Consider the following 24841-nt stretch of genomic DNA (forward strand, 5'->3'; position numbering starts at 1 on the left):
AAACAGATTGCTGCGCACGAGATGCGACGAATGCGACAAGCGGTTGCATTTTCGCAACACGATCTTGTTGCATTTAGACAACATGTAAATCATTGGCGCGCACCTCGCTATTCACCTAAACTATTCACAGGAAACACTTTGCCATGATTTTATCGACACTGACTCTTGGCACCGGCACTGATACTGCATGGTATCCATCGCACCTAAATGACGTTTTTGACACGGGTGCCGAGGAGAGCATGATGGGAAAGAAATTTAGAAGCCGCAGTCTACAAGACGACGCCTACGATGCCGAGGAATCGGTTACCCGACGGACCCGCGTCATGGGAGAACAATACGTCGACGCCGAAGATGAGGATTCGGTCGAAATGAGCGAGGAGGAGGCCGAGTTGTTGCAACGCCGCCTCGAAGTGGAAACCGACCCCACCGAAGACCCCGTCCGCATGTATTTGATGCAAATGGGACAAATTCCTCTACTCAGCCGAGACCAAGAGGTTTCGGCAGCCAAACAGATCGAACGAACGCGGTTGCGTTACCGGCACTGGATGCTCGCGACCGACTTCATGCTCCAAGGTGCACTCAAACTACTCGAACAAGTTCGTGACAAGAAACTCCGGCTCGATCGCACGATTGAAGTCAGTGTTACCAACGCGGCCGAAAAGAAAGCGATCATGAGACGGATCGTTCCCAACGTCCGCACGCTGCAACATCTATTGAAACAAAATCGGCTCGATTTTCTCGCAGCGATCAACAAAAAACTTAGCATGCGCAGACGCCGTGCCGCATGGAAGAATCTGGTCATCCGCCGCAATAAAGCGGTCCGTCTGATCGAAGAGATGAATCTCCGAACCAATAAGTTGGAACCGCTCTACGAAAAAATGCGTAAGACGGTAATCCGCATGGAAGAGATCCAATCATTACTTGGCGATCCCGCTCGCCTGCAACTTCCTGCAATGCCAACGGAAGAGGAATTGCGAAATGAACTGCATTACTTGATGCGGTTGACTTTTGAGACACCCAAAACGCTGTCGCGCCGCGTCAGGCGATGCGATCACTACAGTGAAGACTACGATGCCGCCAAACGTATTTTGTCGGCCGGAAATTTGCGACTCGTTGTGTCGATCGCCAAAAAGTATCGCAATCGAGGCTTGTCCTTCTTGGACTTGATCCAAGAGGGAAATACGGGACTGATGCGAGCGGTCGACAAATTCGAACATGCCAGAGGCTATAAGTTTAGCACGTACGCAACGTGGTGGATTCGTCAAGCGATTACACGAGCGATCGCAGATCAAAGCCGAACCATTCGAGTGCCGGTACATATGATCGATACCATGAACAAGATCCGTCAAATCACTCGTGACTTGGTTCAAGAGAATGGTCGTGAACCGACGGCTGAGGAAGTGTCGGCACGCAGCGGTTTGGGAATCGACGACACACGAGTGATTCTGAAGATGAGCCGCCAGCCGTTGTCGCTCGATCAACCGATCGGTGACCACGACGAAAGCGTGTTCGGCGAGTTCCTCGAAGATTATCGTGATGACGATCCTCTGCTCGAATCGAACCGCGAAGCCCTGAAAGCTCAAATCGATATGGCAATGGAAACGCTAAACTATCGTGAACGCGAAATCCTACGGCTTCGCTACGGTTTGGCTGACGGCTACACCTACACACTTGAAGAAGTGGGACGGATCTTCCACGTCACTCGCGAGCGTGTGCGTCAAATTGAGAGCAAGGCGGTTCGCAAGCTACAACAGCCTTACCGAGCCAAATCGCTGGTCAGCTTCTTGGACGGTGCCGAGATCACGATCCTGGAAAACAGCGAAGTTTTGTAGGGACGCGTCCGCCTTTTTTCCGACTGGCATCTTAACGTGTCGTGAATCTTGTTAAAGATGCACTGCACGCGAGGATCTTTAACAAGATCCACTGCACGCGAGGATCTTTAACAAGATCCACTACACGCGAGGATCTTTTACAAGATGCACTGCACGCGAGGATCTTTAACAAGATCCACTACACGCGAGGATCTTTTACAAGATGCACTGCACGCGAGGATCTTTAACAAGATCCACTACACGCGAGGATCTTTTACAAGATGCACTGCACGCGAGGATCTTTAACAAGATCCACTACACGCGAGGATCTTTTACAAGATGCACTACACGCGTGGATCTTTTACAAGATGCACTACACGCGAGGATCTTTAACAAGATCCACTACCGCCAACTCAAATGAGTGCCCATGACACACCACGGTTGTTACAACTCGATCCCGGTGTGACCGTCCCAGCGGACAAAGCCTTCGATGGCTGCATATTCCGCCAATCCCAACATGTCGTAGCGTTTGGCTGTTTCGGCATTGCGTGCTTCGGCACGTTGCCAAAATTCACGCATATCCGAACCTGGGAAAAGGGCTCGGTCTTTTTGAGATTCATGCTTGAAGATCGCAATCCGTTTACGCTGAACTTCCGCCGGACTGAGCGGCACCGCCATCTCGATTTGTTCGCACGCCCATTCTTGCCAGGCACCGCGGTAAAGCCAAACCTGGGCGACTTGATACCAATCGTCATCGCGGCAATGTTCGCACGCTTTCAAAATCGCGCTTAGGCAGGTCCGATGCGTGCCGTGCGGGTCGGAGAGATCACCAGCGGCATAGATCTGGTGCGGCTTGACCTGACGTAGCAAATCAACAGTGATCTCAATGTCTCGCTCTGAAAGTGGATTCTTCTTGATCCGGCCCGTTTGGTAAAACGGCAAATCAAGAAAATGCAGATTCTCCTCTGGCACGCCACAGCATCGAGCTCCCTCTCGAGCTTCACTGCGGCGAATGAGCCCCTTGATTCGCTGTACTTCCGGACTATCGACTTGAGCAGACCGTTTGTTCCTAAGAAACTCGTCGACATGGTTTTCCAACTCGTCGAGGCCCGCCGCGGCAATGTGAAACTCACGGCAAAAATCAGCTGCAAACTCAGCGAATTTGAGCGCATCATTGTCGAAGACCGCAATATTACCCGAGGTTTGGTAAGCGATATGAACCTGATGGGATTGATCGACCAAACGAATCAAGGTTCCTCCCATGGAAATCACATCATCATCGGGATGCGGTGAAAAAACAATCACTCGTTTCGGAAAGATATCGTCACGGTTGCCCGGCCGATCACCAACCTGTTTTGCATGTGCCGGCTTACCACCTGGCCAACCAACGATTGTCGATTGCAAATGCCGGAAAACTCGCAGGTTAATATCATAAGCACTCCCAAAATTTGCTAACAAGTCCTGGAATCCCGCTTCGTTGTAATCCGCCTCCGTTAGTTTCAAGATGGCTTTTTGGGTTTGAAACGCAAGTGAGATGACGGCGCGACGGGTGATGGTATCGTCCCAGACAATCGGCCCTACGAGCCATGGGGTGGCGAACCGTGTTAGCCCCGACGCCCCCGCTTCGTCCAAGAAGACCTCAACCGAATCGTGCGATTGCAAGAACGAGGCCGGGTTGGAGGCCGTTATTTCCTCTTCGACGGTTTTGGCAACAATCGATGCTTTCCCCTCACCGAACGCCAACAAGAACAAGCGGCGTGCTTCTAGAATCGTGCCCACACCCATTGTGATCGCATGACGTGGCACGTTCTCCGCTCCAAAGAAATCGCTCGCGGCGTCGGTCCGGGTCACTTGATCAAGCGTGATCATTCGCGTCCGCGTACTCTCATCACTTCCCGGTTCATTGCTGCCAATATGCCCATTTCGACTCAGCCCCAGAATTTGCAAATCGATCCCGCCGGCGTCGATGATCTGCTGCTCATACTTCGTGCAATACTCCGCGACATCCTGTTTCGCAATCGAACCGCACATAAAGTGAATATTCGCTTCGTCAATATCGACATGATCGGTCAAATGCTCGCGCAAAAACCGATCGTTACTCTGCAGCTCATCCGTTTGCATCGGATAATATTCGTCAAGATTGAAGACAATGACGTTGCGAAAAGAAAGCCCATCCTGTTGATGCAGTCGAACCAATTCTTCGTAGATTCGCGTCGGCGAAGAGCCGGTCACCAATGAGAGGACGCAGTTCAAACCTTCGAGCGCTCGAGCGCGAATCAAACGAGCGATTTCTGCCGCTGCAGCAATACTAGCGTCCGATGCTTTGGCATAAACCCGGCATGGGATCTTTTCGTTGCGATCAAGTTGAGTGTTTGACAATGCAGAATTGATAACGTTCATCAGGAAAATGTGTGATAGGTACGCTCGGGTGACAGGTCTAGATGATGACGAGCAACCATCGCTGCGCCAATCACGCCCGCACGATTTCCAAGTCGGGCGAATTCGATCTGCATGTTGCCGCTGACTTGCACGAGCGTGGTTTGCTGAACGGATTCGCGAACGGCCTGCAAAAACAGCTGGCCAACCTTTGAGGCCTCCCCCCCAAACGTCATGGCTCCGCCAAGCAAGACGACGGCCGGATTGATGACTTGTCCCACCATGCCAATCGCTCGCCCGATATACATTCCCGTTTCGATAACGATATGAATGGCAATTTTGTCGCCCGATTCTGCCCGCTCGGCGATTCCCCGTGGCGTGAGAGCGGAATCGATTTGCTGGTTTGCCGCGAGACACGCCACTCTCATTCTGCCGACGACACCACCCGCACCCGCATACGATTCCAAATGACCACAACTGCCACAACCGCATGGTAAAGCGCTGTCGGAAAAGTCAATCGCCACGTGCCCCAACTCACCCGCACAACCAAAATCACCTCCACAAGGCTTGCCATCGACGACCAACCCGCAACCGACTCCAGTCCCAAGGGTCAGCATCGCTAGCGAACGGTCATTGAGTTTCCGAACGCCGTGTTCCGCAAAAGCGGCTGCGTTGGCATCATTGACCACGGTGGCTGGACAGCTAATCCGTTGCGAAAGCATGTCCTTTAGAGGCACGCCTAGCCAACCATCAAGATTGACCACCTCGCGGATAATCGACTTCCGCGTGTCCAAGACTCCCGGAACGGCCAATCCGACTGCCGAAATCGATTGCCAGCCGTTTTTCTCACAATGGTACCTTGCAAAATCGATGGCAAACGCTAGCACATTTTCGGGGGAGACCAAGTCCGATGTCGCCGTTTGCTTCAGAGCCAGGATTTCGCCATCCGAATCGATGAGCCCCAACTTGACTTCCGTCCCGCCGACGTCAATTCCAAGATACAGGGCATTTCGATCGGAGACATTCTGACCTAGGTCATTTGCCGATAATTCAGATTTAAACATGAACGCAAAAGTGGCAGGTTTTCGAAGGATTTTGAGCGACAATTCGATCGAACTGCCTAGAAAGAGCATTTTATAAGAGCATTCTACACTTTCTCAACATTCTACACGCCGCCACTGTGACCAGGAAATCTTTTTTTGGTGCGCACCAAAGTGGATGAGCATTCCCTGCTCGATATCAATCGCGCGTCGGCATCTAAAAATGTCGACGATGAGATCAGCAAGAATGGTTCTATCTCCATCGAGAACCTGGATCAGCACCTGCGGCTCCGCGGAAACGCTATTGCCCAACGGGCCCAAACCAGAGTATGGATCATCTTGAACACATATCAGCAAGAAGTGACGCCCATCGATTGAATCACTTGGAGAAGAACGGATGTTGCGGGTGGCCGAACCAGCACGAACACTGAAACCCCGAACCATTGGTACCGATTCTCAGCGGGAATCGGTTTGGAAGAGGGGCCTAACCCACGTGGGCCGCGCCTTGATGCTCGGTGCATTCGCCTATGGAACGTGGCTGAACGGGGCGATGCAACCCGACACGCTCCGCAACATCTCGATCGTTCTTTGCATTGCGTTTTTCTGTGCCGCGGTTGCAAACTATCGCACCGAAGAGAAACGCCCCATCCCGCGCACCCTTTTCGTATTGGCACTTCTGTGGATCCTCTATGGCGGTATTCAGCTCTTGCCTGTCCCGTGGGCTAGCAATTGGTACTTTCAAGGTCCCGTTGCAATTCATGAACAATTCACCCTGCCGGCTGAAGCCGAGTTGTTGCCAGCGATAGAGCGCATCTCCACCTCCGATCCAGCTCTTGAGTCGCTGTCACCATCCACCACGAACGCATCGGTCGCCGTGGAAGAAACACGTTGGGCACTTGTTCCGTACTTAATCGGATTGGCTTTTGCCGTACTTGCCGCGCAATTGTTTCAAACCAGCGAAAGTCGCCGAATCTTGTTGTGGGTTTTGGTCGCCAACAGTACTTTGTTAGCGATTTGGGGAATTCTTCAGCGGGCAGGCGGTAGCGTCGAAATTCTGCCAGGCATTCGCAATACCGTGCCGGGAATCCCATTTAGCAGCTTTGCTTATAAGAATGCGGGTGCTGCAGCGATCATGCCCGCTGCGGCGGCGGCTCTTCTGTTATTGGCAGAGCGTCGAGGATCGGTCCGTTCTCAATATCGCTACAAACGGTCGGACGAGTGGTTGACCCCTTATAGCATTACGCTTCTCATCTGTCTCGGCTTGATCATCATCGGCGTGGGTGTTTCGCTATCGCGAGGTGCTTGGGCCGCCGCTTTGTTCGCCTGTCTCGTCATCGCAATTCTGCGTTACAAGTCCCTTTCAAGAAAAGTGATGTACGTTGCCATTGCGTTGCCGATCTGTTTTTTATGTATCACCTGGGTTGCCAAAGACGTGGGGGAATCGGTTGGGCAGCGAACCAGCGACTTATCATTCGATGTGATTGCCGCCGACTCGCGTTGGGAACATTGGAAGGACGGGGTGCAAACCGCCATCGCCCACTTCCCGAGCGGGTCGGGTTTGGGAACTTACGGCTACGCGACGCTAAGCGAACAAACTCAAACGCATTCAACTTGGTTCCGTGAAGCCCACAATCAATTTCTGGAAATCGGGACCGAATCGGGACTGATCGGGATCGTCTTACTCGGACTTTTGATGCTTTGGTTTTTGAAACAATGCATTCCATCGCTTCGCAGCGATCGATCTCTCGAGACAAAGGCTTGGGCATCGTTCGGAATCGCACTCTTCTGTTTACTATTCGTTCAGAGTTTAGCTGATTTTGTCATCACGATCCCGACGAACCTATTCGTCTATGCGATTCTTGTGAGTGTCGTCGCGAGCGGCTTAATGACACCAATCTCGCCGATGGCGACACGGATACCGCTGGAAACCAGTGACCGATGGATCCAAAGGTGTTCCCATCGCAGCGTATGGACCATCGCTTGCGTAGCATGTTTGCTTTGGTCCATTTCGATTAGCAGCGATCAGATGATCGCTCGGCAGGCGCTCGCCATGACCAGGATCACTGAGCTTGATGATTCTGCACAGCCGCAAATGATTGAAGAGCGATTGACTCAGCTCGACGAAGCAATCGACCATCATCCGAGAAGTGCCACATTGTATGAACGCCGTGCCGCTTGGCGATTGCAACAATACCGAACCGAACTGATGGACGAAATACAAAGGCGTGGCCAAAGCGCGGATTGGCAATCGACCGATCCGATCAATATTTTGAATCTTCTGGCGGCCATTCCCGATGAATATCACGAGCAACTTCTCGCAGATTTCGTTTCAACCGAGGCACTCCGCCGTCCTCTATCGCAGATGATGGCCGATTTGTATTGTTCGCTTGCGTTCAATTCACTACGTCCTTCTGCCTATTATCGGTCCGCGTCAATCGCATCGATCACCGGAATGAAAAGGAATGTCTTTCTCGATCGTTCCATTCGCTTATCCAATAATGACGTGGACAAATTGTTTCGCAATGGCTTGGTTGCCTTTATCACCAAGAACGATGAGCAAATGATCGACCAATGGACCCGGTCCCTATCAATCGAGCATCGCTACATCGAACCGATCATTAGTCTAGCTTGTCAACGTCTTGAACCGATGCGAGTTGCCAAGCAACTCGTGCCCGCGACGCGTCCCGATATCTTTCTTCGCTTGGCCGCGACTCCTGTGGCGGCAAACGAGAACTCCAAAGATCAAGCCGAAAAATTGGAACTCGACCCTCTACTTGCGCACGAGATGATCGAGTACCTCTTGGCAGCTGAAGAAGTCGGCGAAGAGCAAATTGCTGAAGATAAACGTTTCTCGGTCGTAGCCCAGTTTTATGAAAAGTTACTCGATCAAGAAAATGCCGTCCTCTATTGGGAACAGGCGGTGGCCAAGAAGCCACGCAACATCGATTACCGGATCCGCTACATCCAATCACTGCTTCGGCTCGGCCGATTCACCGAAGCGCTCAACCAGGCGACCGTCGGGCGTACACTGCATCCAATCGACACTCGCTTTGAAAATCTAGTCGAGCAAGCTCGCCGGGGGGTTTCCCAGCAGCATCCTCTCTACAATCCACACGACCCGCAAAACTAGAAAAAACCGCACGACTCCGACGAGCGAGCATCTTGAAGGAAGTCCGATTCCGCTAAGCAAATTGGCCGAAAGAACCCAATGGCGGTTCCCACGCAGACTCTTCATTCATCGATGGCTGACAGGGAACCGACTCGTTTTCGATCGGTCCCTCGCTTCCTTTTGCTGAGTCTTCCATGCCTTCCAACTCATCCGAGCAAAATGTCGGACATCAATCGGTTGAACTGGATATTATCGGATTGATCCGTCGCCGTTGGTACCATCTCGTCCTCGGGACGGTTTTCGGAGTTGGTGTCGGTCTGTTGTATTTTTATGCAACGACGCCAATGTACGAATCGCATATTGAGATCTTGGTCGGGCAACGATCGAGCGAAATGGCATCGAACGGAACAATGAGTAACGCTCAAGCGAGCGGTGACTCGATTCACGAGGACTTGCTAGCAACACACATGCGGCTTTTCCTCAGCCGCAAAAACGTTGCGAACGCGATTGAAACGGGGAACCTAAAAGCGACCGAGACGATTCGCCAAGTCTTGTCCGAAGATGGCAATCCCATCGATTACATCATTGAACAGATGGAAGTAGGACGAGGCGGTGAGGGAGCAGCGGAGAACGCGATGGTTTTGTCCGCGTCGTTTCGTGCTCCCCATCCCGACGACGCGGCGATGATCTTGGCGGCCGTTTATTCTTCCTACCAAACGTATGTGGAATCTCATTCCCAAAATACGAGTCGCGAGGCAGCAGAATTGATTGAGGCGGCTCGGGTACAGAACGAAATGGAATTGGTAACGGCCGACAACGAGTATCGGGATTTCATTTCCAAGGTTCCCGTCTTGCTTGAAGGGGATCAGGTTCGCGACGTACACAAGAACCGTCTCGATCAATTGGAACAGGAATTGACAGACGTTCGCTCATCATTAGCCGAAGCCAAATCAAGGCTTATCGTGATCAGTTCGTATGCGAAACGAGATGACACAAACGACGTCAACGATCTTGATAAACTCGCTTTGCTTAGCCAGAAGGAAGTGACCCGATTAAAGCTCTTTCTCGATATGACGCGTGGCGAAACCCAGTCGGTTGCATTTCAAATGGATCAACCGTTAAGGGCGGAAGCCGCACGAGCTCAGTACAATCGGCTTTTGGACCTGCTGCAAAAAGAACGGACGATGGTGGACGTTTACGGGGCGAACCATCCGCTTGTCGAATCGACACAGCAGGAAATCCAAGTCATCCGCCAATTCATCGCCCAAAACGCCCCTGCCGAAGAACCGGTACGTGACAACAAACTAGATCCCAAAGGGATGCTGAGCACCTACACTCGGCTGTTGACAAATGACGTATCGGAGTACGAGATTCGCGAAAAGGTTCTAGTCGAAACCTGCGAAGAGGAATTGCGATTGGCCAAAGAAGTCGAGAATGCGTTTCTTGAAGGAAGTGCAAAGAAAGCCAAACTGGTACGCGCCCAAGCTCGATATGACGAAGTCATCCGGCGTCTGCAAGAATTGAATTTGGCTGGTTCCTATGCAGGTTTTTCGACGGATCTATTGGCCAGTCCCGAATCCGCTCGCAACCCATCCTGGCCTAAGTTGCCGATCGTTGTCGTCCTTGGTGCGATGTTAGGCATGTTCCTTGGCAGCTCATCGGCGCTTGCCGCAGAATTGCTCGATACGACGTTCCGCGATGTTGAGGATCTCGAAAAGACGCTTGCGGCACCTGCAATTGCTCATGTCCCGCGTTTTGACCTTCGCAAAATGAATATCCCAAGCCCCTCCGAGACTTCGCTTGCTCCGTCGCTCATCACGTCTCATTGCCCACGCTCCGCCGAAGCCGAAGTGTACCGAGTCGCAAGAACGTCATTGATGATCAAAGCAAGCGGCCAAGAGGCGCAAGTGCTGATGATGTCGAGTCCGCATCCTGGCGATGGCAAGTCGACGACCATTGCGAACTTAGCAATTTCGTTTGCTCAAACCGGAAAACGCGTCCTCTTGATTGACTCTGACTTACGACGTCCCGTTGTCGCTGGTCTGTTCGGACTCGAAGGCCGGCTCGGACTGGCCGATGTGCTCAAAGGGGATAGCACACTCGCTGAGGCCGCGTCGAAAACGTCGGTTGAGAATTTGGATGTGATGCCTCACGGAACCGAAACGTCCGTACCAGCCGAATTGCTGCAATCCAATCGCATGGGTTTATTGCTGCAATCGGCACGAAACCAATACGACATCGTCTTGGTGGATGCACCTCCCGTACTAGCCGTCGCGGATCCTGCGATCGTGGCTCCACTGGTAGATGGAGTCATTTTGACCGTCCGGGTTTGCAAAAATGGCCGACGTCCGGTCGAGCGAGCCAGTCGGATTTTGAGCGATATTGGCATTCGTCCGTTGGCGATCGTGGTCAACGGCGTCAGTAACAATGCGAAAGCAACCTACGGCTATGGCAACTATCGGGCGGACGAGTACAGCTATGTCGGTCAATATCACCGCGAATATGCCGCTCATGAACCGATGGCTGCTGAACGGCTCGAAACGCAGAAAAGACCGACTCGACCACTCGTGCGTGCATAACGCGAGCTATGGTTGCGAGTCTGCTGATGTCGTTCCACGCGAACGTAGACAAACTTATCTCTATCAAGACTGTTCCAGATTGTGATCCAAAGACCGGCCGAAACCATTCGATATGCGGACGCTAGCGAGTTGCTCGGTGGTCCGATTAGCATCGCGCCAACGAAAACGCGTGCATTCGGACCCGAGTCTGCAGAGCTAGAGACGATCATTGCAAGGCATACGGCAATCCAGCCGAGTCGGATGCTGCGGGCCGCCTACACACTACAATCGTTCTCCACAGGCCTTCCGATCTTCTTGCTCGACCTGGTCGCTAGCGCATTATGTCTGGTATTCGCCTGCTACCTCGTCAACCTACATGAAGGGCACCCATTCAACCGAGGCATTTGGTTTCAAATCCCAATCTATCTGTTGCTACAAAGCGTTTTCTTTTCGCTCCATCAACTGTATCCTGGTGCGGGCCTTAGTCCGGTCGCTGAAATTCGGGGGGTCGTTCGTTCCGCATTTATGGGACTGATCATCCTTTCGACTTCCAATCTTGTGCTTGGCCAATTGCCTCGAATTGAATTCGCAATCTTTGTCTTTGCAGGACTTTGCATCTGTGCGCTGATACCACTGACGCGAGGGATCGCCCGGCGGATCTTGTCGAAAACATCATGGTGGGGAATGCGGCTATTGCTGGTTGGAAATCAACAAGACTGCACCCGCGCGATGAACTTACTGAATCGCCGTGGAGTTCCTGGATACCGGCCTGTTGGCTTCACCTCGAACTTAGATCGACGAGAGGACACCGGGTCCTCCCTTGGCCACAACAATGACGCCGCAACGATCGGACGACAAAAGCTTGCACCGGTTGTATGCCTCGTCTCACCGAAAAGCGCCTTTGCCTATTCCGACCGACTCGTTTTTCAGTTCCCCAGCGTTGTTTGGCTCAACACCCTGACGGTCGATGACGATTCCGTCGACACCAGTGGATTGCCGGGTGTGGTAACGCATGGTCGGACCACACCGTTCTTGCGATTTTTCCCAAGAGTATTCAAACGAGCGGTTGATTTGCTGATTTGTATTCCGCTGCTGGTTCTTTTGGCTTTGCCCATGGCCATCATCGCATTGGCCATCCGGGTGATTTCACCGGGCCCGATATTCTATGGCAGCGTAAGAGCGGGCCAACACGGCAAGTCGTTTCGAATGTGGAAATTTCGCTCCATGGTGCCCAATGCGGACGAGGTGCTCCGGCAACGACTTGAAACGGACGAGGTCGCCAGAGCCAAATGGCAAGTTGACCACAAACTCAAAGAGGATCCTCGGATTATCCCCGGTATCGGTTCCGTCCTTCGAAGTTGGAGCCTCGATGAATTGCCTCAACTATGGAACGTTCTCGTCGGCGAAATGAGCTTGGTTGGCCCGCGACCCGTTCCACCCGATGAGATCGTGCTCTATGCATCGAGCTATTACGAATACACCCAAATGTGGCCAGGAATTACCGGGCTATGGCAAGTCTCGGGACGCAATGATACCAACTTTGAGACAAGACTTTTCCTGGTCCATCATTACGCGATCAATTGGTCACCCTGGCTCGACGCTTGGATTCTACTTCGCACGCCCGCTGCCGTTCTCATGAAACGCGGAGCCTACTAGGATGAAGGTTGCGCTCGCCCACCATTGGATCGCAAGTTATCGAGGCGGCGAAAGAGTCTTGGAACAAATTGCCGCTCTTTTTCCAGATAGCGACATCTACACGCTGATTCAAAACCCTCACGTGGAGGTTCCAGGACTAGCGGGGCGACGGATCCTTTCAAGCCCGATCCGATTCTTTCCCGCTGCCACAAAGCTCTACCGGCATTTGATTCCCGTTCATCCGTTTGCAATCAAACGCCTTATCGTTCCAAACAATACCGATTTACTAGTCAGCAGTGATGCGTCGCTAATCAAAGGGCTAACGCTTTCACCAGAGACCAAACATGTCTGCTATTGCCATTCCCCGCCTCGCTACCTTTGGGAACTTGGGGAGGCCTACAAAAAGGACTCCCTCGCCGCCCGAATCGCACTTGACCGATTCGCACCCAAACTGCGCCGATTCGATTTCGAAGCTGCACAAAGGGTCAATCATTTTATAGCGAATTCCAAATTCGTTGCCGATCGGATCGCCCAATACTATCAGCGTGAATCCGAGGTTATCTATCCACCCGTTGCAGTGGACGATTTCCAATCCGATCGTAACCGCGAGCCATTCAGCCTCGTCATTTCGGAATTGGTCTCGTACAAACGTATCGACTTGGCGGTAAGAGCATTCAACCAATTGGGCGAGCGATTGGTTGTGATTGGCGATGGCTCTGAGCGAAAGAAGCTGGAGCAATTGGCGAAACCGAATATCGAGTTCCTCGGCCGACAACCCTTTTCAGTACTCAAGCAGCACTACGAAACAGCGTCGGCATTCATTTTCCCTGGGATTGAGGACTTTGGCATCACGCCCGTCGAAGCCCAAGCGTCCGGCTGCCCCGTCATTGCCTTCCGCGCTGGCGGTGCTCTGGAAACCGTCATCGAAGGGAAGACCGGAATCTTCTTCGACGCTCAGCAACCGGAGTCGCTGGCAGCCGCTGTCAACGAATTAGGTCAGGCAGCGATTTCGCCCCTTGATTGCCGAGCGAACGCCGAGCGGTTTTCTGCGTCAATCTTCCGCCAAAATCTAAGAGATGCTCTTGTTCGTTACGGTGTCTCCCAGTCCGCTGTGTAAGTTAACGTTCATCCGCATTATCAATCAAAATTTTCGCTTTCGCCAAGTGCCCCTTTGCCCGCAAGAGACTCGCTGCGACTTCATCAACATAGCCGTCGGCGGCAGCGGACCATGACCGATTGATGTAACGTTCAGCCGATGCAAACTCGGTCATGATGTCAGCGTAAACGGTTAAACCATATCGCCGAGTCAGAGCGTTTCTCGCTTCAGCAAATTCGGCCAGCGGTCCGGTGCAATCCGCATCAATCGAATCGCGTACCTGAGTCGGGTGCAAGGAGTCACTACGACAAAGCTGGTCGACAACCTCGATCAAGCGAGCAAGACGACTGCGAAGTATCGATACTTGGCCGTCCGTCTTTGTATCATCTGCCTCGACCTTTTGATTATCGATTCTCAACAACACGACCCCGATGATCCCGACAACGATCGTCACCGCGTACAAATCCCAGCGAATCGTCGCCCAGCCTTCGCCTGCGGATTCGAGATGCCTCAACGAGACAAACGCACCTGCTAAGAAGCCGGCCCACAACAAAGTATGTCCTAGAATTCGCATCACACCCACCCACACAAATGTTCGAAACAAACGGTCCCCAAACTCATGGCAGTCTCCGTCGACAACGGTTTGGAAAAGAAGACCTGCATCAACGCATAGCCAACCCCCACCAAGGCTTCACCCACGATCAACCCAGCAGCGATCGGTATCCCGACCTCATGACCAAAATTGCTACCCATCGTCTTGTCAGAGATAACGCGAAGCACGTTTCCAATCGTGTAGGTCAGTGCAATCTGGAAAGGCATGTAAAAACCTAAAGCAATTAGCACACCGATACCACCAAGGCCACTGAGTGCCAACAGTAACCCCAGGCCACCGCCCGCGGTGTAACGATAGGCCGGCACGTCATCGTTGAGTATTCCTTCGGCTACCGAGGCCAATGCCTGGGCTTGGGGAGCCGGTAACTTTTCCGATCCGATCTCATATTGTTCGTTCAACAGTATCATCAATGAAATGACGATAATCGGCCCGAGCCAGACGCCAAGGAACTGTGCAATTTGTTGCCGTCGAGGAATGGCGCCAATCAAATACCCCGATTTCAAATCCAACATCATGTCGCCCGCTTGTGAGATTGCTAAACAGATTGCGGCTCCGATCAAGATCGAACTGGTGATCGTTTCCGGTTTCTCCAGCCCACCTTGAGCAATCAAAATGACGATCGTCACTGCGATCAACGTCATCCCCGAAGTTGGCGACCAATTGGTGCGGCCCACGCATTCGGCAACCACCACCCCAGCGACCCAAACCCAAACGGTGCCCAAAACGGCCATCGCAGCCGCCCGGCCGATTGTCATCGAATCGACGCTATTGTAGGCAATCCAGATCATCGTCATTGCTCCCAATCCGATCGCTGCGTAGAGCAATCGAATCGGCATTTCATCGGATGCCGCTTTGGAATCGCTGCTTGCGTTGCCAGCGGTGTGCATCGACTTCAGAGCACTTAGGATCAGTGGCAGCGCAGCGATAATGCCGCCGATCGCCGCCCCGACCAACATGCCGATCCCAAGTGGCTTGTACAAAACCCCTCGCATTTCGGTCGGATTGGATACCAATTCGATCACTTCCGTCGACCCATAGCTGCCCAGCAAAGGAGACAGCAAGAAGTAGCACAAGAACCCTCCTGCACCGAACCAAAACCCTCCCTTGCCCGACAAATAGCCGACGCCGATCGTCATGATCGACAAATACAAACTGACGTTTAGCATGGATGGAAGCCCGAACATCTGCCCTGCATCCCAATTGCCGTCTTCGCCGAAATAGTTGAGTACCAAAATGTGTGAGACGCCGGAGATCAATGCACCGCCAAGCAATAGCGTGGCTTTGCGCACACCCGCTCCGGGCGATTTCAATATCGTTGCGACCGCAATCCCACCCGGGTATGCCAACCGATCAAAATCGATCATCTGTTTCCGCAGCGGGATGACAAACGCTAAGCCAAGAATCGAACCGGTAATGCAGGCCAGAATCATTAGCGGAACACTGAAGTCGGCTACCGATTCAAGGCCTGAAGTCCGACTGAGGATGAACAGTGCGGGGACGGTAAACATGATCCCCGACGATGCGCCATTGACCGAGGAGGCAATCGTTTGATTGATGTTATTCTCGACAATACTGGTTCGTCGCATCACACCACGAAGCACGCCCCAACCGAGGATCGCAGCAAGCTCGGACCCTTCGATCGCAAACCCTAAAATCAATGCGGCATAGCCGATCGAAACAGCGATCAACGAACCAATGATCCAACCGAGCAAGACGGCGACCCAAGTAAACTCAGGATAGGGACCACGGCGAATCGGAATCATCTCGGGCGCGGAATCAAGCGATTGGGGGGCTGCTGACATCGATTCGGTTAGCTCCAAAAGTAAAGGATTACAAAAAACGTATCGCTTCACAACACTTGCATGTAGTACTTTGGCAGCCATGAAGCTTCGGGGATTGGATCTTGTTAAAGTTCCTGACGCTCAGGGATCTTTGACAAGATCCACGACGGCCAACCGTCAATCTAACTCCATGGCAAACCACTCGTTTCCAATCCCCAACAAGCACTTCGCGTTATCGGTTGTGACGCGTGCTAAATGTTCGGGCGACGTCGATCGAGTTTTCGCTAAACAACGCAGCGTATGCTCCACACGAGCCGGTTCGTTGGGCCGCTTGCCCCGAAAGGGCTCAGGACTCAAATAGGGCGAGTCGGTCTCGATGAGCAAGCGATCCTCGGGTACCATTGCGGCAACTTCGCGAAGTGCATCACTCTTTTTGAATGTAACCATGCCAGCAAAACTGATGTGCAAACCAAGATCCAAGCACTCTTTTGCCAAAGCAAGGTCACCGGTAAACGAGTGCATGATTCCGCGCGGAACACTCGGTTGTTGACGCAATTGGTCGACGATCAATTCACCGCTTTCTCGCATGTGAATCACCATCGGTAACGACACGTCGCGGCATAATTGCAAATGTCTATCGAAATACTCTTTTTGCATCTCAATCGGCGTGTCGTCCCAATAACAATCGATGCCGGTTTCGCCGATCGCGCAAACCCCTGGTTTTCTTACTAAATCGACAATCCGCTCCCAATCACCCGGCCTTGCTTCTTTTGCCGAATTGGGTTGAATTCCGATAGTTGCGTACAAGTAGCCGGGATACTCGGCTGCTAATTCCACAGCTCTCTCGCTAGTCGTCGCATCGATACCGATCACGTTGATCCCGACGACGCCCGCCGCTTTCGCTCGACCGACGACTTCGTCGACCGACTCCGCAAACGTATCGGTGTTGAGATGAGCGTGAGTATCAAAAAGTGCGAGTTTCATACGGACCAAAAGAATCGAGTCAGGTGATAGAAGACCGGCGCAGCAAAACAGATCGAATCGATTTGGTCAAGCAGACCGGCATGTCCTTGAACGAGGGTACCGGTGTCGGTTACGCCACGGTCTCGCTTGATCGCACTCATCGTCATTGCACCACAACACGCCATCACCGTCACCACCGCGCCGAGAGTCCAAGCCTCCCAAGGATGAAAGGGCGTGGCCCAGGAAAGTGCGGCGGCAACCAGTCCCGTCGTGACCATCGAACCGAGAAATCCTTCCCACGTCCGATTGGCATTGATCTTGGGAGCGATCACGTTTCGACCGGCAATTTTACCCCACATTCGCTCGAATACCGACGCGAGTTGTGCGATCAACACGAAGAACACCAATAGGCTGACGTTACTGCCCTGCCAAGGTGTCTTGCCGGTTTCCACCAGTTTCAAATCCAACAAGGCAGGCGTATAGCTAAGCGAATAGACGCAAATCAACAGCCCCGATTGGATCTTTGCACTGCGTTCAAGAAATCGCTTGTAGTCGCCCGCAATCGCAGCCCGTGCTGGTATGAAGAGACTGGCGTAAACCGGAATCATGATACTGTAGAAATCATAGAAGTCACGATTGGCTGCCGCACCGAGCCAGCTTGGCGGGTTACTTCCCAACCCAATCAAAATGTATTGTAAGGGCGTGAATATAAAGAACACCCAAAACAGTGTCCGGTGGTCACCTCGCCTCGTCGGCGTCATGGTGATGAATTCGCGGAGTGCCCAAAACGAAACCAAGCCAAACAGAATGACCACGCCGACGCGGTGCAGCACAAAGCCGAACACAAAGATCGCCAACATCATCCACCACACCCGGACTTTGTTCTTGAACCGGTCGATTAACGCCGACTCGACGCCCATCGTTTCCCGCCGTGACAGGATTTCTCCCACCACGGTCGAAATCCCCAGCGCCAACAGGATGACCGCTAGCAGAATGTAGGTGCGATTCGAAAGCCACCGCGAATCTGCAGCCGCGATTAGGCCAACGCTGGGGTCGATCAATTGGGATAGCAGCATGAAAGAGCTTTGTGGATTGATCTTACTGTAACCGTGCTAAAACCGCATCGCACATCGCTGTGGTGCCGATCGCGTCACCACCTCGGGCGAGGTCGTTTGTCCGTAAACCATCCGCCAACACGCTACCGACCGCGGTCTCGATGGCATCCGCCTCCGCCATTAGCGCCAATGAGTGACGCAGTAGCATCGCCGCGGCCAGGATCGTCGCAAGTGGATTCGCCAAGCCCTTACCAGCGATATCGGGAGCCGAGCCATGAATCGGTTCGTACAATCCCGGTCCATCTTGGCCCAAGGACGCACTTGGCAACATCCCCAGTGATCCAGGCAACATCGATGCTTCATCCGTCAAAATGTCGCCAAACAAGTTACCTGTCACCACGACATCAAAATCACGGGGCCTGTTGATCAAATGCATGGCCATTGCATCGACGAGCACGACATCGTACTTCACCTCAGGAAACTCTTCAGCCATGACGCGTGCAGCGGTTTGTCGCCACAGCCGACTTGGCTCCAAAACGTTCGCCTTATCAACGCTTGTCAAGCGATTGTCACGCTGCTGAGCCGCCTTGGCCGCCATCCGCACGATTCGCTCGACCTCGTAAACACTGTAGGCCATCGACTGAAATGCTGTCTCCTCGGCTCCACTACCGCTACGGCCCGATTCGCCAAAGTAGATTCCGCCCGTCAATTCGCGGAAAAACAGGATATCGGTCCCTTGAATGATCTCTCGCTTTAGGGGCGAAGCATCGACCAATTGATCGAACAGTTTGATCGGACGCAAATTGGCGAACAGACCCAATTCCTTGCGAATCTTTAGCAGGCCCGCTTCTGGCCGCGTTTTCGCAGCAGGATCATCCCACTTGGGACCGCCAACGGCTCCAAGCAGCACCGCATCACTCGCTTTACATGCTGCGACCGTCTCATCGGGAAGAGGATTGCCGCACGAATCGATGGCAATGCCGCCAATCAAATGCGACGAAAAGCTGAATTCATGGCCGTGAAGGTCAGCAATTTTTTCCAGGACGCGTCGAGCTTGCGTGATAATTTCAGGACCGATACCGTCGCCAGGTAGCAGGACTAAGTTGGCTTTCAAGAGACTATTATTTGGGGTTAGAGGCGATAAAAAATGTTTGAGTCGACTAATTTAGTCGATTGGAGGCGTTTTCCCAAGTAACCTTCCGCAAAGTTGGAGTCCAGGCTTTAGCCGATTTCCGCAACGAACCGAATCGCCTAAAGGATCGACTCCAACCTTTTTGGTAAACTACAAGTCGTTCACCCCCATTTCGACAAGCTAACGACACCAATGCTAAAAGCTATCCTTCTCCTCCTCTTGACGCTTTTTCTGAACGCTCTAGCGACGCCGTCGTTTGTTGCGGCTGCATCGCCTGGCCGGACAACAAACGATCGGGATCATGACTTGATAAAGGCTCTCATTCTCGATCGGCAATTCGACCTAGCGTCGCAGATTGCGGAATCGGCCGCCAACCTTTCTCCACCCGATTCCGACGATGCCGCCCGTTGGGCAATGCGCCGCTGCGAGATTGAAACGGCACGCCGGCGTTCATTGGACGATTTTAGTGACCTCGAAGTCCAGCTTGCTGAAAAACCGATCACTGACTTTTTAAGGGCTAACCCCGACCACCGCCGCCAACGATTTCTTGAATTGGCGGTATCGCGGGTCTTGGTCGCCGCTGCTGAACAGGACTTACTGGCATTTGTCATTAACAAGGCGGATGTGGAAAAGGCGGATCGAGGACTCAAGCGACTCACTCGTCTCTCGTCCGCCCTGCAAGAGTTGCAACAGCAGATTCGCCGCGAACGGATCGAGCTTGATACCCAGGCATCGGAGACACGAACTTCGGACCCCCGCCGTCACGTGATGATCGACGACCTCGATCGGTTGTCGCAGCAAACCCTGGTCGAACTTCTCCGTGTTAAGTTGCTCGCCAACGAAAGGTTTGATCCCGGTAGCAAGGATCGTATCGCGGCTGCCACCGCGGCCGTCGATGCCGCGGACAAGGCGTTGATGCGATTGCCTGACCGCTGTGATGCTCGAGACGAGGTGGAACAGTTGCGAGTTGTCGCACTCGAGCAGATGAACAACTTCCAACTGGCGAGAAGCGAGTGGGAGGGCTTGGCACAATCGTCCTCCGCGAACCGAGACCCTCGCTTTCTAGCGATCGGAATTCGCATCGAACTGCGAGATGGGAATCTAGCCGAAGTCAAGAATCGACTCGCAGCGTTCGACTCTGCTCGGTCCGATCGTTCCAACGCATCGATCGACATCGATCTTGTGCGGTTGGAGTATTTGATTGCGGCCGGAAATTCCAACGATGATCGAATCAGCCAGTGGATGGAAGAAGTTGGTGTTCGGCACGGCGCGTATGGCCGACGCCGAGCCGAAGCGATATTGCTCAGCAGCCTTCACTCCTCCGACCTCTCGGGCGTCAGCCTCAATCCCTCCATCGTCGCTACGCAAGGACGTCAACTGCTTCGCCAAGATCAACCGCTTCGTGCCGCACAGATGTTGGCCCGCTCGGCGGCGGCAACACCATCCTCGGAACAGGCGATCTCTGTGGCAATCGAATCGGCAGCAGCATTTGCCGCTGCAGGACGACCGGCCGATGCGGCTACGATTCTGATGCAAACCGCTGTCGACCACCCGGATGCGAAGGCCGCAGCGGCCGCTCATCTGCAATCCACCATCCTGGCTGCGAACTCGGGCCAAAGCGTGTCGGAAACGAAGGCTCGGCTGCATGAAACCATTGCGCTTTGGCCTCGGTCGAGCGAAGCACAGCAATCCGCCGATTGGCTGATCAACCTTTACAAAGCCGAAAACCACATCTTGGAAGCCGCCGAGACGGCGACTCGGATGCTGACGGATGATTCGAACATTGCCGATATCGACGCCGCCTTTGAGCTTTGGAAGCAATTGCTGCGAAAACCAGAAGACAACGCGGTGCAAAAAGAATGGGAAACATCGATGGTGCGCTTGAACGAATCGTTGACTCCACTGCTCAGCCGCCACGAAATACTCGATCGATACACCCATTTAGCGGTCTTTTACTTTGATCGTCCGGATCTATTGGCGATTGATTCAGAAAAGTTTGAATCGAGTGCAGACGAATACCAGACACAATTCTATCGATTCCGGCGCAGCCCAACGACGGCACCGCCGCTGCCATCGCCGCCACACGCGTTGCAAGACACGGTTACCGAGCGACTCATGAACGATGCCCGGCAAAATTCCTCACTGCGACCAACGATAGGCCAGACACTGCTCCGTTGGCCGCAATTGGCAGATGGCTCGCTTTCGCATGCTCAACGTCAGCTGTGGGCGGGTCAAATTGACGCTGCAAACGAAACGATTGAAAAACGATTAGCCAATTCAAACGACCGAGCGGAAACGTTGAACCAAGCGGCTCGGATGCTCGGTCAATCCAATTCCCCGTCCGCAGTGCGGGAAAGCGTGAAGCGATGGGATCAACTTGCCAGCGGTTTGAAAATCGGCAGTGAAGCTTGGCATCAAGCCAAACGACAGGCGTTAGAAGGGCTAAATCAGTTGGGCGATGACGAAGAGTGCCGAAAACGAGCCATTTACATTCTGTTGACATCTCCACCCAAACAGCCCGACTTACAGCGACAGTATCGGAAATTCGTAGAGAATCCTTCTTAAGACCTCCTCGGCTTCGAGGTTATCTGTCTTTTGTTTTCTTGCCTCACACCGACACCTCTCCCCGGTTCTCACAAGCTCCGGAGGCACAAGCTCCGGAGGCACAAGCTTCGGAGGGCGACACATCATCGAGCGGTGTCGCCCTCCGGACTAGTGGTTCAGCCGTCATCCATTCCGGTGGCTCACGCCACCGACAGAACATGTTTCGCCCACCGGGCTAGGTTCGATGCTACTTTGTTCGATATCCGCCATGTTTAAGAATTCGCCTTGAGGGTAACTTAGTCGGTTTGATTATCGCCCGCCGTAGCCGAACGCACTGCTACGCGTTGCCCGTCGATGTGATTCGTGGAAGCATTGAATAGAACAGCAACGACGTACACGACAATCACATTCGAAACCCATTTGCCATGACAGTATACGATAATGGTCGGTCTCCACATCTTTGGATGAAGGCGCTCGATATCGCTAGCCGTGGTGTATACTTAGCGGAACCGTGCAAATCAGCGCTCGAGCAGTTTTACTGGATGACAGCACTTGATTTCGACATCTCTTTTGTAAAAAGTAGTCCCGCTGCATTGATTGTGCATCGCGACCAATTGGCGAATGCGAATCGTGATTCAACGCTTGCCGATTGGACTCGACCGCTCCCAAACAAGCATTGCTTTCCCGCGGATCTCTCTCTAAGCGATGCTTTTTCCCACTTGGAGGTATTGCCTTGGTTGCTGCTAACTCGGGATGACAAGATCGAAGGAATCATCACACGTGACGATCTCGAGAAACCAGCTGGAATGGCGTTTGTCCATGCACATTTGGTTAACCTCGAACGGTTACTGCGGCAACTCGTAGGAACCTATACGAATCATCCGATCAGCGATGGCCGGGAAATGGGGGATGCAGCGCGGGTGTATGGCGAAGTCGTAAGGATTCCGGAACTGCTCGCTGAACTAGGCTGGTCGGAACAAGATTTTCGTGCAATAGGAGCCTGGGTCATGGACAATCGCACGCGTTTTTCGAATGCGGAGCATCCGTTGCATGAGAATTCCCGTCGATCCTTTTCGCTGCCACGATTCCTAGCCGCTAAGACGCTAATGCTACGAGCGATAGAGATAATCGAAAAGCGAGACCAAGTCTGGTCCGCGTTCAGTCATTCGTTGATTCTAGATAGTAGGTCGAGAACGATCTACGCGGGTCCCGATGCAGTCAACCTACCATTCAAAACACCTTGTTTTGTGATCACGGCTTACAACCCTCAGGAACAGGTGCTCGATCCGTCAACCAATCGGCGTCGCAATGACATGCTTTTAAAAAGCCTAGAATTGCAGACCGATAAAGTTCGCCATGTCGTGAGTCAATCACGTTGTGAAAGGTGGAAAGAAGAGAGTTTTCTAGTAGCCGAAATCGAAGAACGAGTTATCCTTGCCTTCGCCTCGAAGTATGGGCAACGTGCGGTGTATCGCTTGGATGACCATGAGTTATTTGTGGTTGACGCGAAAGGCGTGGTTAGGGCAAAGAGAAGTCGTACTCAATAAGCGTCACCACTGGTTCCCAGCCTTCTGGCTAGGAACGAGCGTTTGAACGGAGACCTTGGAATCAATCATGCCAAATAGAGACCTGATTTTGACAAATGAACTTTTTGAATTTCTTCAGCAGCTAAAGGAAAACAACAATCGAGATTGGTTTGCGATGCACAAGGCAGAGTATGAACAGAATGTTCGAGGCCCAGCGGTGGAATTGGTCCGCAGACTCGAAAAACCACTCGCCCGAGTCGCTCCGATGCTTTCGGCTATCCCGAAGGGGCATGGTGGGAGCGTCATGCGAATCTATCGCGACACTCGGTTTTCGAAAGACAAGACTCCTTACAAAACAAACGTGGGTATTTCGCTTCGGCATCAGGCGAACAAGGACATCCACGCCCCGGGTGCCTATATCCACTTGGCCGCCGATGAGTGTTTTGTCGGCATGGGGTGCTGGCGTCCCGAGCGAACCGTTCTAGCAGCGATCCGATCGGCAATTGACCACGAACCGACCGCATGGAAAAAAGCTCGTGATAACAAAGCCTTTCGCAAGCACTTTGATTTGTCGGGGGAACGCTTGAAGACGAAGCCACGAGATTACGATCTAACGCATCCTCTGATCGACGATTTGCGACGGATCGACTTCATCGCCATCGCGCCGCTCTCGCCGGGGGAGCTTGTCCACCATGATGTGGTGAAAACGATCATCGAGCGAATTCGTGCTGCCCGACCGTTGATGGTTTTCCTCTGCAATGCCATCGATGTGCCTTATTGATCCGCGCTAAGCAAATCCAAAAGCATTCAGGGGAAAGTTGTGAGCACACGAAATCGTCGTACGAACACCTGTTCGCGGGTGATGAAAGGCGATCGATTCGGCGTGCAAGAGAATACGATCGCCCTTGCCATCGGGTACCAATTCGTCATTCAGGATTGGGCCACCATAAAGCCTATCACCCCAAATAGGGTGTCCACGCTGAGCCGACTGCAAGCGAAGTTGGTGCATTCGACCTGTCATCGGCATTAGCCGTAGCAAGGAGCAACGATGATCGATTGCGACGTCTAACACCTCCACGTTGGTCTCGGCCCGTTTGGCATCCGCAACACGTTCGGAGCACACTTCGCCCTGAGGTTGATTCGGTAACTTTCGCAGATAGTCGACCCACGTCGTTGGCGATTGATCGACTTTCCCCGAAACAACGGCAAGATAGTTCTTTTGGATTTTCTGGGTCGCGAACTGATCACTCAGTAGCCTGGCGATGCGTTTCGACAAGGCAACGAGCACCACCCCACTGACATCGCGATCCAAACGATGAACCATCGCCAAATAATCGGTGCGTGAAGCCAATTGTTGACGTAGTCGAAGCTCTAAACTATCAATACCGTTCGGCGCTTGCGTCAAAAGACCCGCTGGCTTTTCAACGGCGAGCATCGAAACAGCATCGTGTAGAATACGAATTCGATCGAGCATCGTAGAGTCGTGTTGAGTAGCAAGCAGCAAGTGGCAATAAAAAAACGAGAGACCCCGGCCACGACAACAATGAAAATGAATCATTTGTTGATCGACGAATCTCTCGTTGATCTAATTTGTAAAGCGTT

At 52.8% G+C, this 24841-nt stretch carries 17 protein-coding genes; 9 read left to right on the forward strand and 8 right to left on the reverse strand.

All coding sequences use genetic code 11. The features are described from left to right. Window positions 1-368 precede the first annotated feature (368 nt). On the forward strand, window positions 369-1832 hold the full coding sequence (locus tag Q31b_RS20680; protein WP_390622342.1) for a sigma-70 family RNA polymerase sigma factor: 1464 nt from the start codon (window positions 369-371) through the stop codon (window positions 1830-1832). A 423-nt stretch (window positions 1833-2255) separates the two neighbouring features. On the opposite strand, the gene Q31b_RS20685 is transcribed toward Q31b_RS20680, so the two are convergent. Beyond that, on the reverse strand, window positions 2256-4211 hold the full coding sequence (locus Q31b_RS20685) for a 6-phosphogluconolactonase (protein WP_146601570.1): 1956 nt from the start codon (window positions 4209-4211) through the stop codon (window positions 2256-2258). After that, entirely contained in the window at window positions 4211-5251 is a 1041-nt protein-coding gene (locus Q31b_RS20690) for an ROK family protein (RefSeq protein WP_146601571.1), read from the reverse strand. The genes Q31b_RS20685 and Q31b_RS20690 overlap by 1 nt, the downstream gene beginning before the upstream one ends. A gap of 135 nt (window positions 5252-5386) precedes the next feature. Here Q31b_RS20690 and Q31b_RS29135 point away from each other — a divergent pair, with 135 nt between their 5' ends. From Q31b_RS29135 to Q31b_RS20715, 5 genes are all read left to right on the forward strand, one after another. Further along, window positions 5387-5605: a hypothetical protein gene (locus tag Q31b_RS29135; RefSeq protein ID WP_146601572.1), complete on the forward strand. Its 219-nt coding sequence runs from the start codon at window positions 5387-5389 to the stop codon at window positions 5603-5605. A gap of 19 nt (window positions 5606-5624) precedes the next feature. Continuing rightward, window positions 5625-8357 (forward strand): O-antigen ligase family protein, encoded by a 2733-nt coding sequence (locus Q31b_RS20700; protein WP_146601573.1) that lies wholly within the window; start codon window positions 5625-5627, stop codon window positions 8355-8357. Window positions 8358-8530: 173 nt separating this feature from the next. Continuing rightward, complete coding sequence (locus Q31b_RS20705) at window positions 8531-10915, forward strand: polysaccharide biosynthesis tyrosine autokinase (RefSeq protein ID WP_146601574.1); 2385 nt, start codon at window positions 8531-8533, stop codon at window positions 10913-10915. A gap of 81 nt (window positions 10916-10996) precedes the next feature. Next, window positions 10997-12550, forward strand: coding sequence for an exopolysaccharide biosynthesis polyprenyl glycosylphosphotransferase (locus Q31b_RS20710; protein ID WP_146601575.1), 1554 nt, complete (start codon window positions 10997-10999; stop codon window positions 12548-12550). 1 nt (window position 12551) lies between these two features. Then, the gene (locus Q31b_RS20715) at window positions 12552-13646 is read left to right on the forward strand and encodes a glycosyltransferase (protein WP_146601576.1); all 1095 of its coding nucleotides are present in this window, start codon (window positions 12552-12554) and stop codon (window positions 13644-13646) included. A gap of 1 nt (window position 13647) precedes the next feature. Here Q31b_RS20715 and Q31b_RS20720 read toward each other — a convergent pair whose 3' ends face one another. The 5 genes from Q31b_RS20720 to leuB all read right to left on the reverse strand — a co-directional run bounded on the left by Q31b_RS20720 (window position 13648) and on the right by leuB (window position 19151). Next, the gene (locus Q31b_RS20720; protein ID WP_146601577.1) at window positions 13648-14199 is read right to left on the reverse strand and encodes a hypothetical protein; all 552 of its coding nucleotides are present in this window, start codon (window positions 14197-14199) and stop codon (window positions 13648-13650) included. Next, window positions 14199-16121, reverse strand: a complete 1923-nt coding sequence (locus Q31b_RS20725; protein WP_197171960.1) for an OPT family oligopeptide transporter — start codon at window positions 16119-16121, stop codon at window positions 14199-14201. The genes Q31b_RS20720 and Q31b_RS20725 overlap by 1 nt, the downstream gene beginning before the upstream one ends. A gap of 75 nt (window positions 16122-16196) precedes the next feature. Continuing rightward, the gene (locus Q31b_RS20730) at window positions 16197-17003 is read right to left on the reverse strand and encodes a TatD family hydrolase (RefSeq protein ID WP_146601578.1); all 807 of its coding nucleotides are present in this window, start codon (window positions 17001-17003) and stop codon (window positions 16197-16199) included. Next, complete coding sequence (locus Q31b_RS20735; protein ID WP_231617729.1) at window positions 17000-18058, reverse strand: phosphatidate cytidylyltransferase; 1059 nt, start codon at window positions 18056-18058, stop codon at window positions 17000-17002. The genes Q31b_RS20730 and Q31b_RS20735 overlap by 4 nt, the downstream gene beginning before the upstream one ends. A gap of 22 nt (window positions 18059-18080) precedes the next feature. Continuing rightward, window positions 18081-19151 (reverse strand): 3-isopropylmalate dehydrogenase, encoded by a 1071-nt coding sequence (gene leuB, locus Q31b_RS20740; RefSeq protein ID WP_146601579.1) that lies wholly within the window; start codon window positions 19149-19151, stop codon window positions 18081-18083. Between the two features lie 210 nt (window positions 19152-19361). On the opposite strand from leuB, the gene Q31b_RS20745 reads away from it, so the two are divergent. The 3 genes from Q31b_RS20745 (at window position 19362) to Q31b_RS20755 (ending at window position 24020) form a co-directional block, all read left to right on the forward strand. Next, window positions 19362-21734 carry a hypothetical protein gene (locus Q31b_RS20745; protein ID WP_146601580.1) on the forward strand — a complete coding sequence of 791 codons (2373 nt, stop codon included), beginning with the start codon at window positions 19362-19364 and terminating at the stop codon, window positions 21732-21734. A 404-nt stretch (window positions 21735-22138) separates the two neighbouring features. Continuing rightward, window positions 22139-23260, forward strand: a complete 1122-nt coding sequence (locus Q31b_RS20750) for a DUF3293 domain-containing protein (protein WP_146601581.1) — start codon at window positions 22139-22141, stop codon at window positions 23258-23260. A 67-nt stretch (window positions 23261-23327) separates the two neighbouring features. After that, complete coding sequence (locus Q31b_RS20755) at window positions 23328-24020, forward strand: DUF2461 domain-containing protein (RefSeq protein WP_146601582.1); 693 nt, start codon at window positions 23328-23330, stop codon at window positions 24018-24020. Window positions 24021-24026: 6 nt separating this feature from the next. Here the strand turns inward: Q31b_RS20755 and Q31b_RS20760 are convergent, their stop codons facing one another. Further along, window positions 24027-24713, reverse strand: a complete 687-nt coding sequence (locus tag Q31b_RS20760) for an RluA family pseudouridine synthase (protein WP_231617730.1) — start codon at window positions 24711-24713, stop codon at window positions 24027-24029. Window positions 24714-24841: the final 128 nt, after the last annotated feature.

Origin of the sequence: Novipirellula aureliae (assembly GCF_007860185.1) — a bacterium.
GTDB lineage: Bacteria > Planctomycetota > Planctomycetia > Pirellulales > Pirellulaceae > Novipirellula_A > Novipirellula_A aureliae.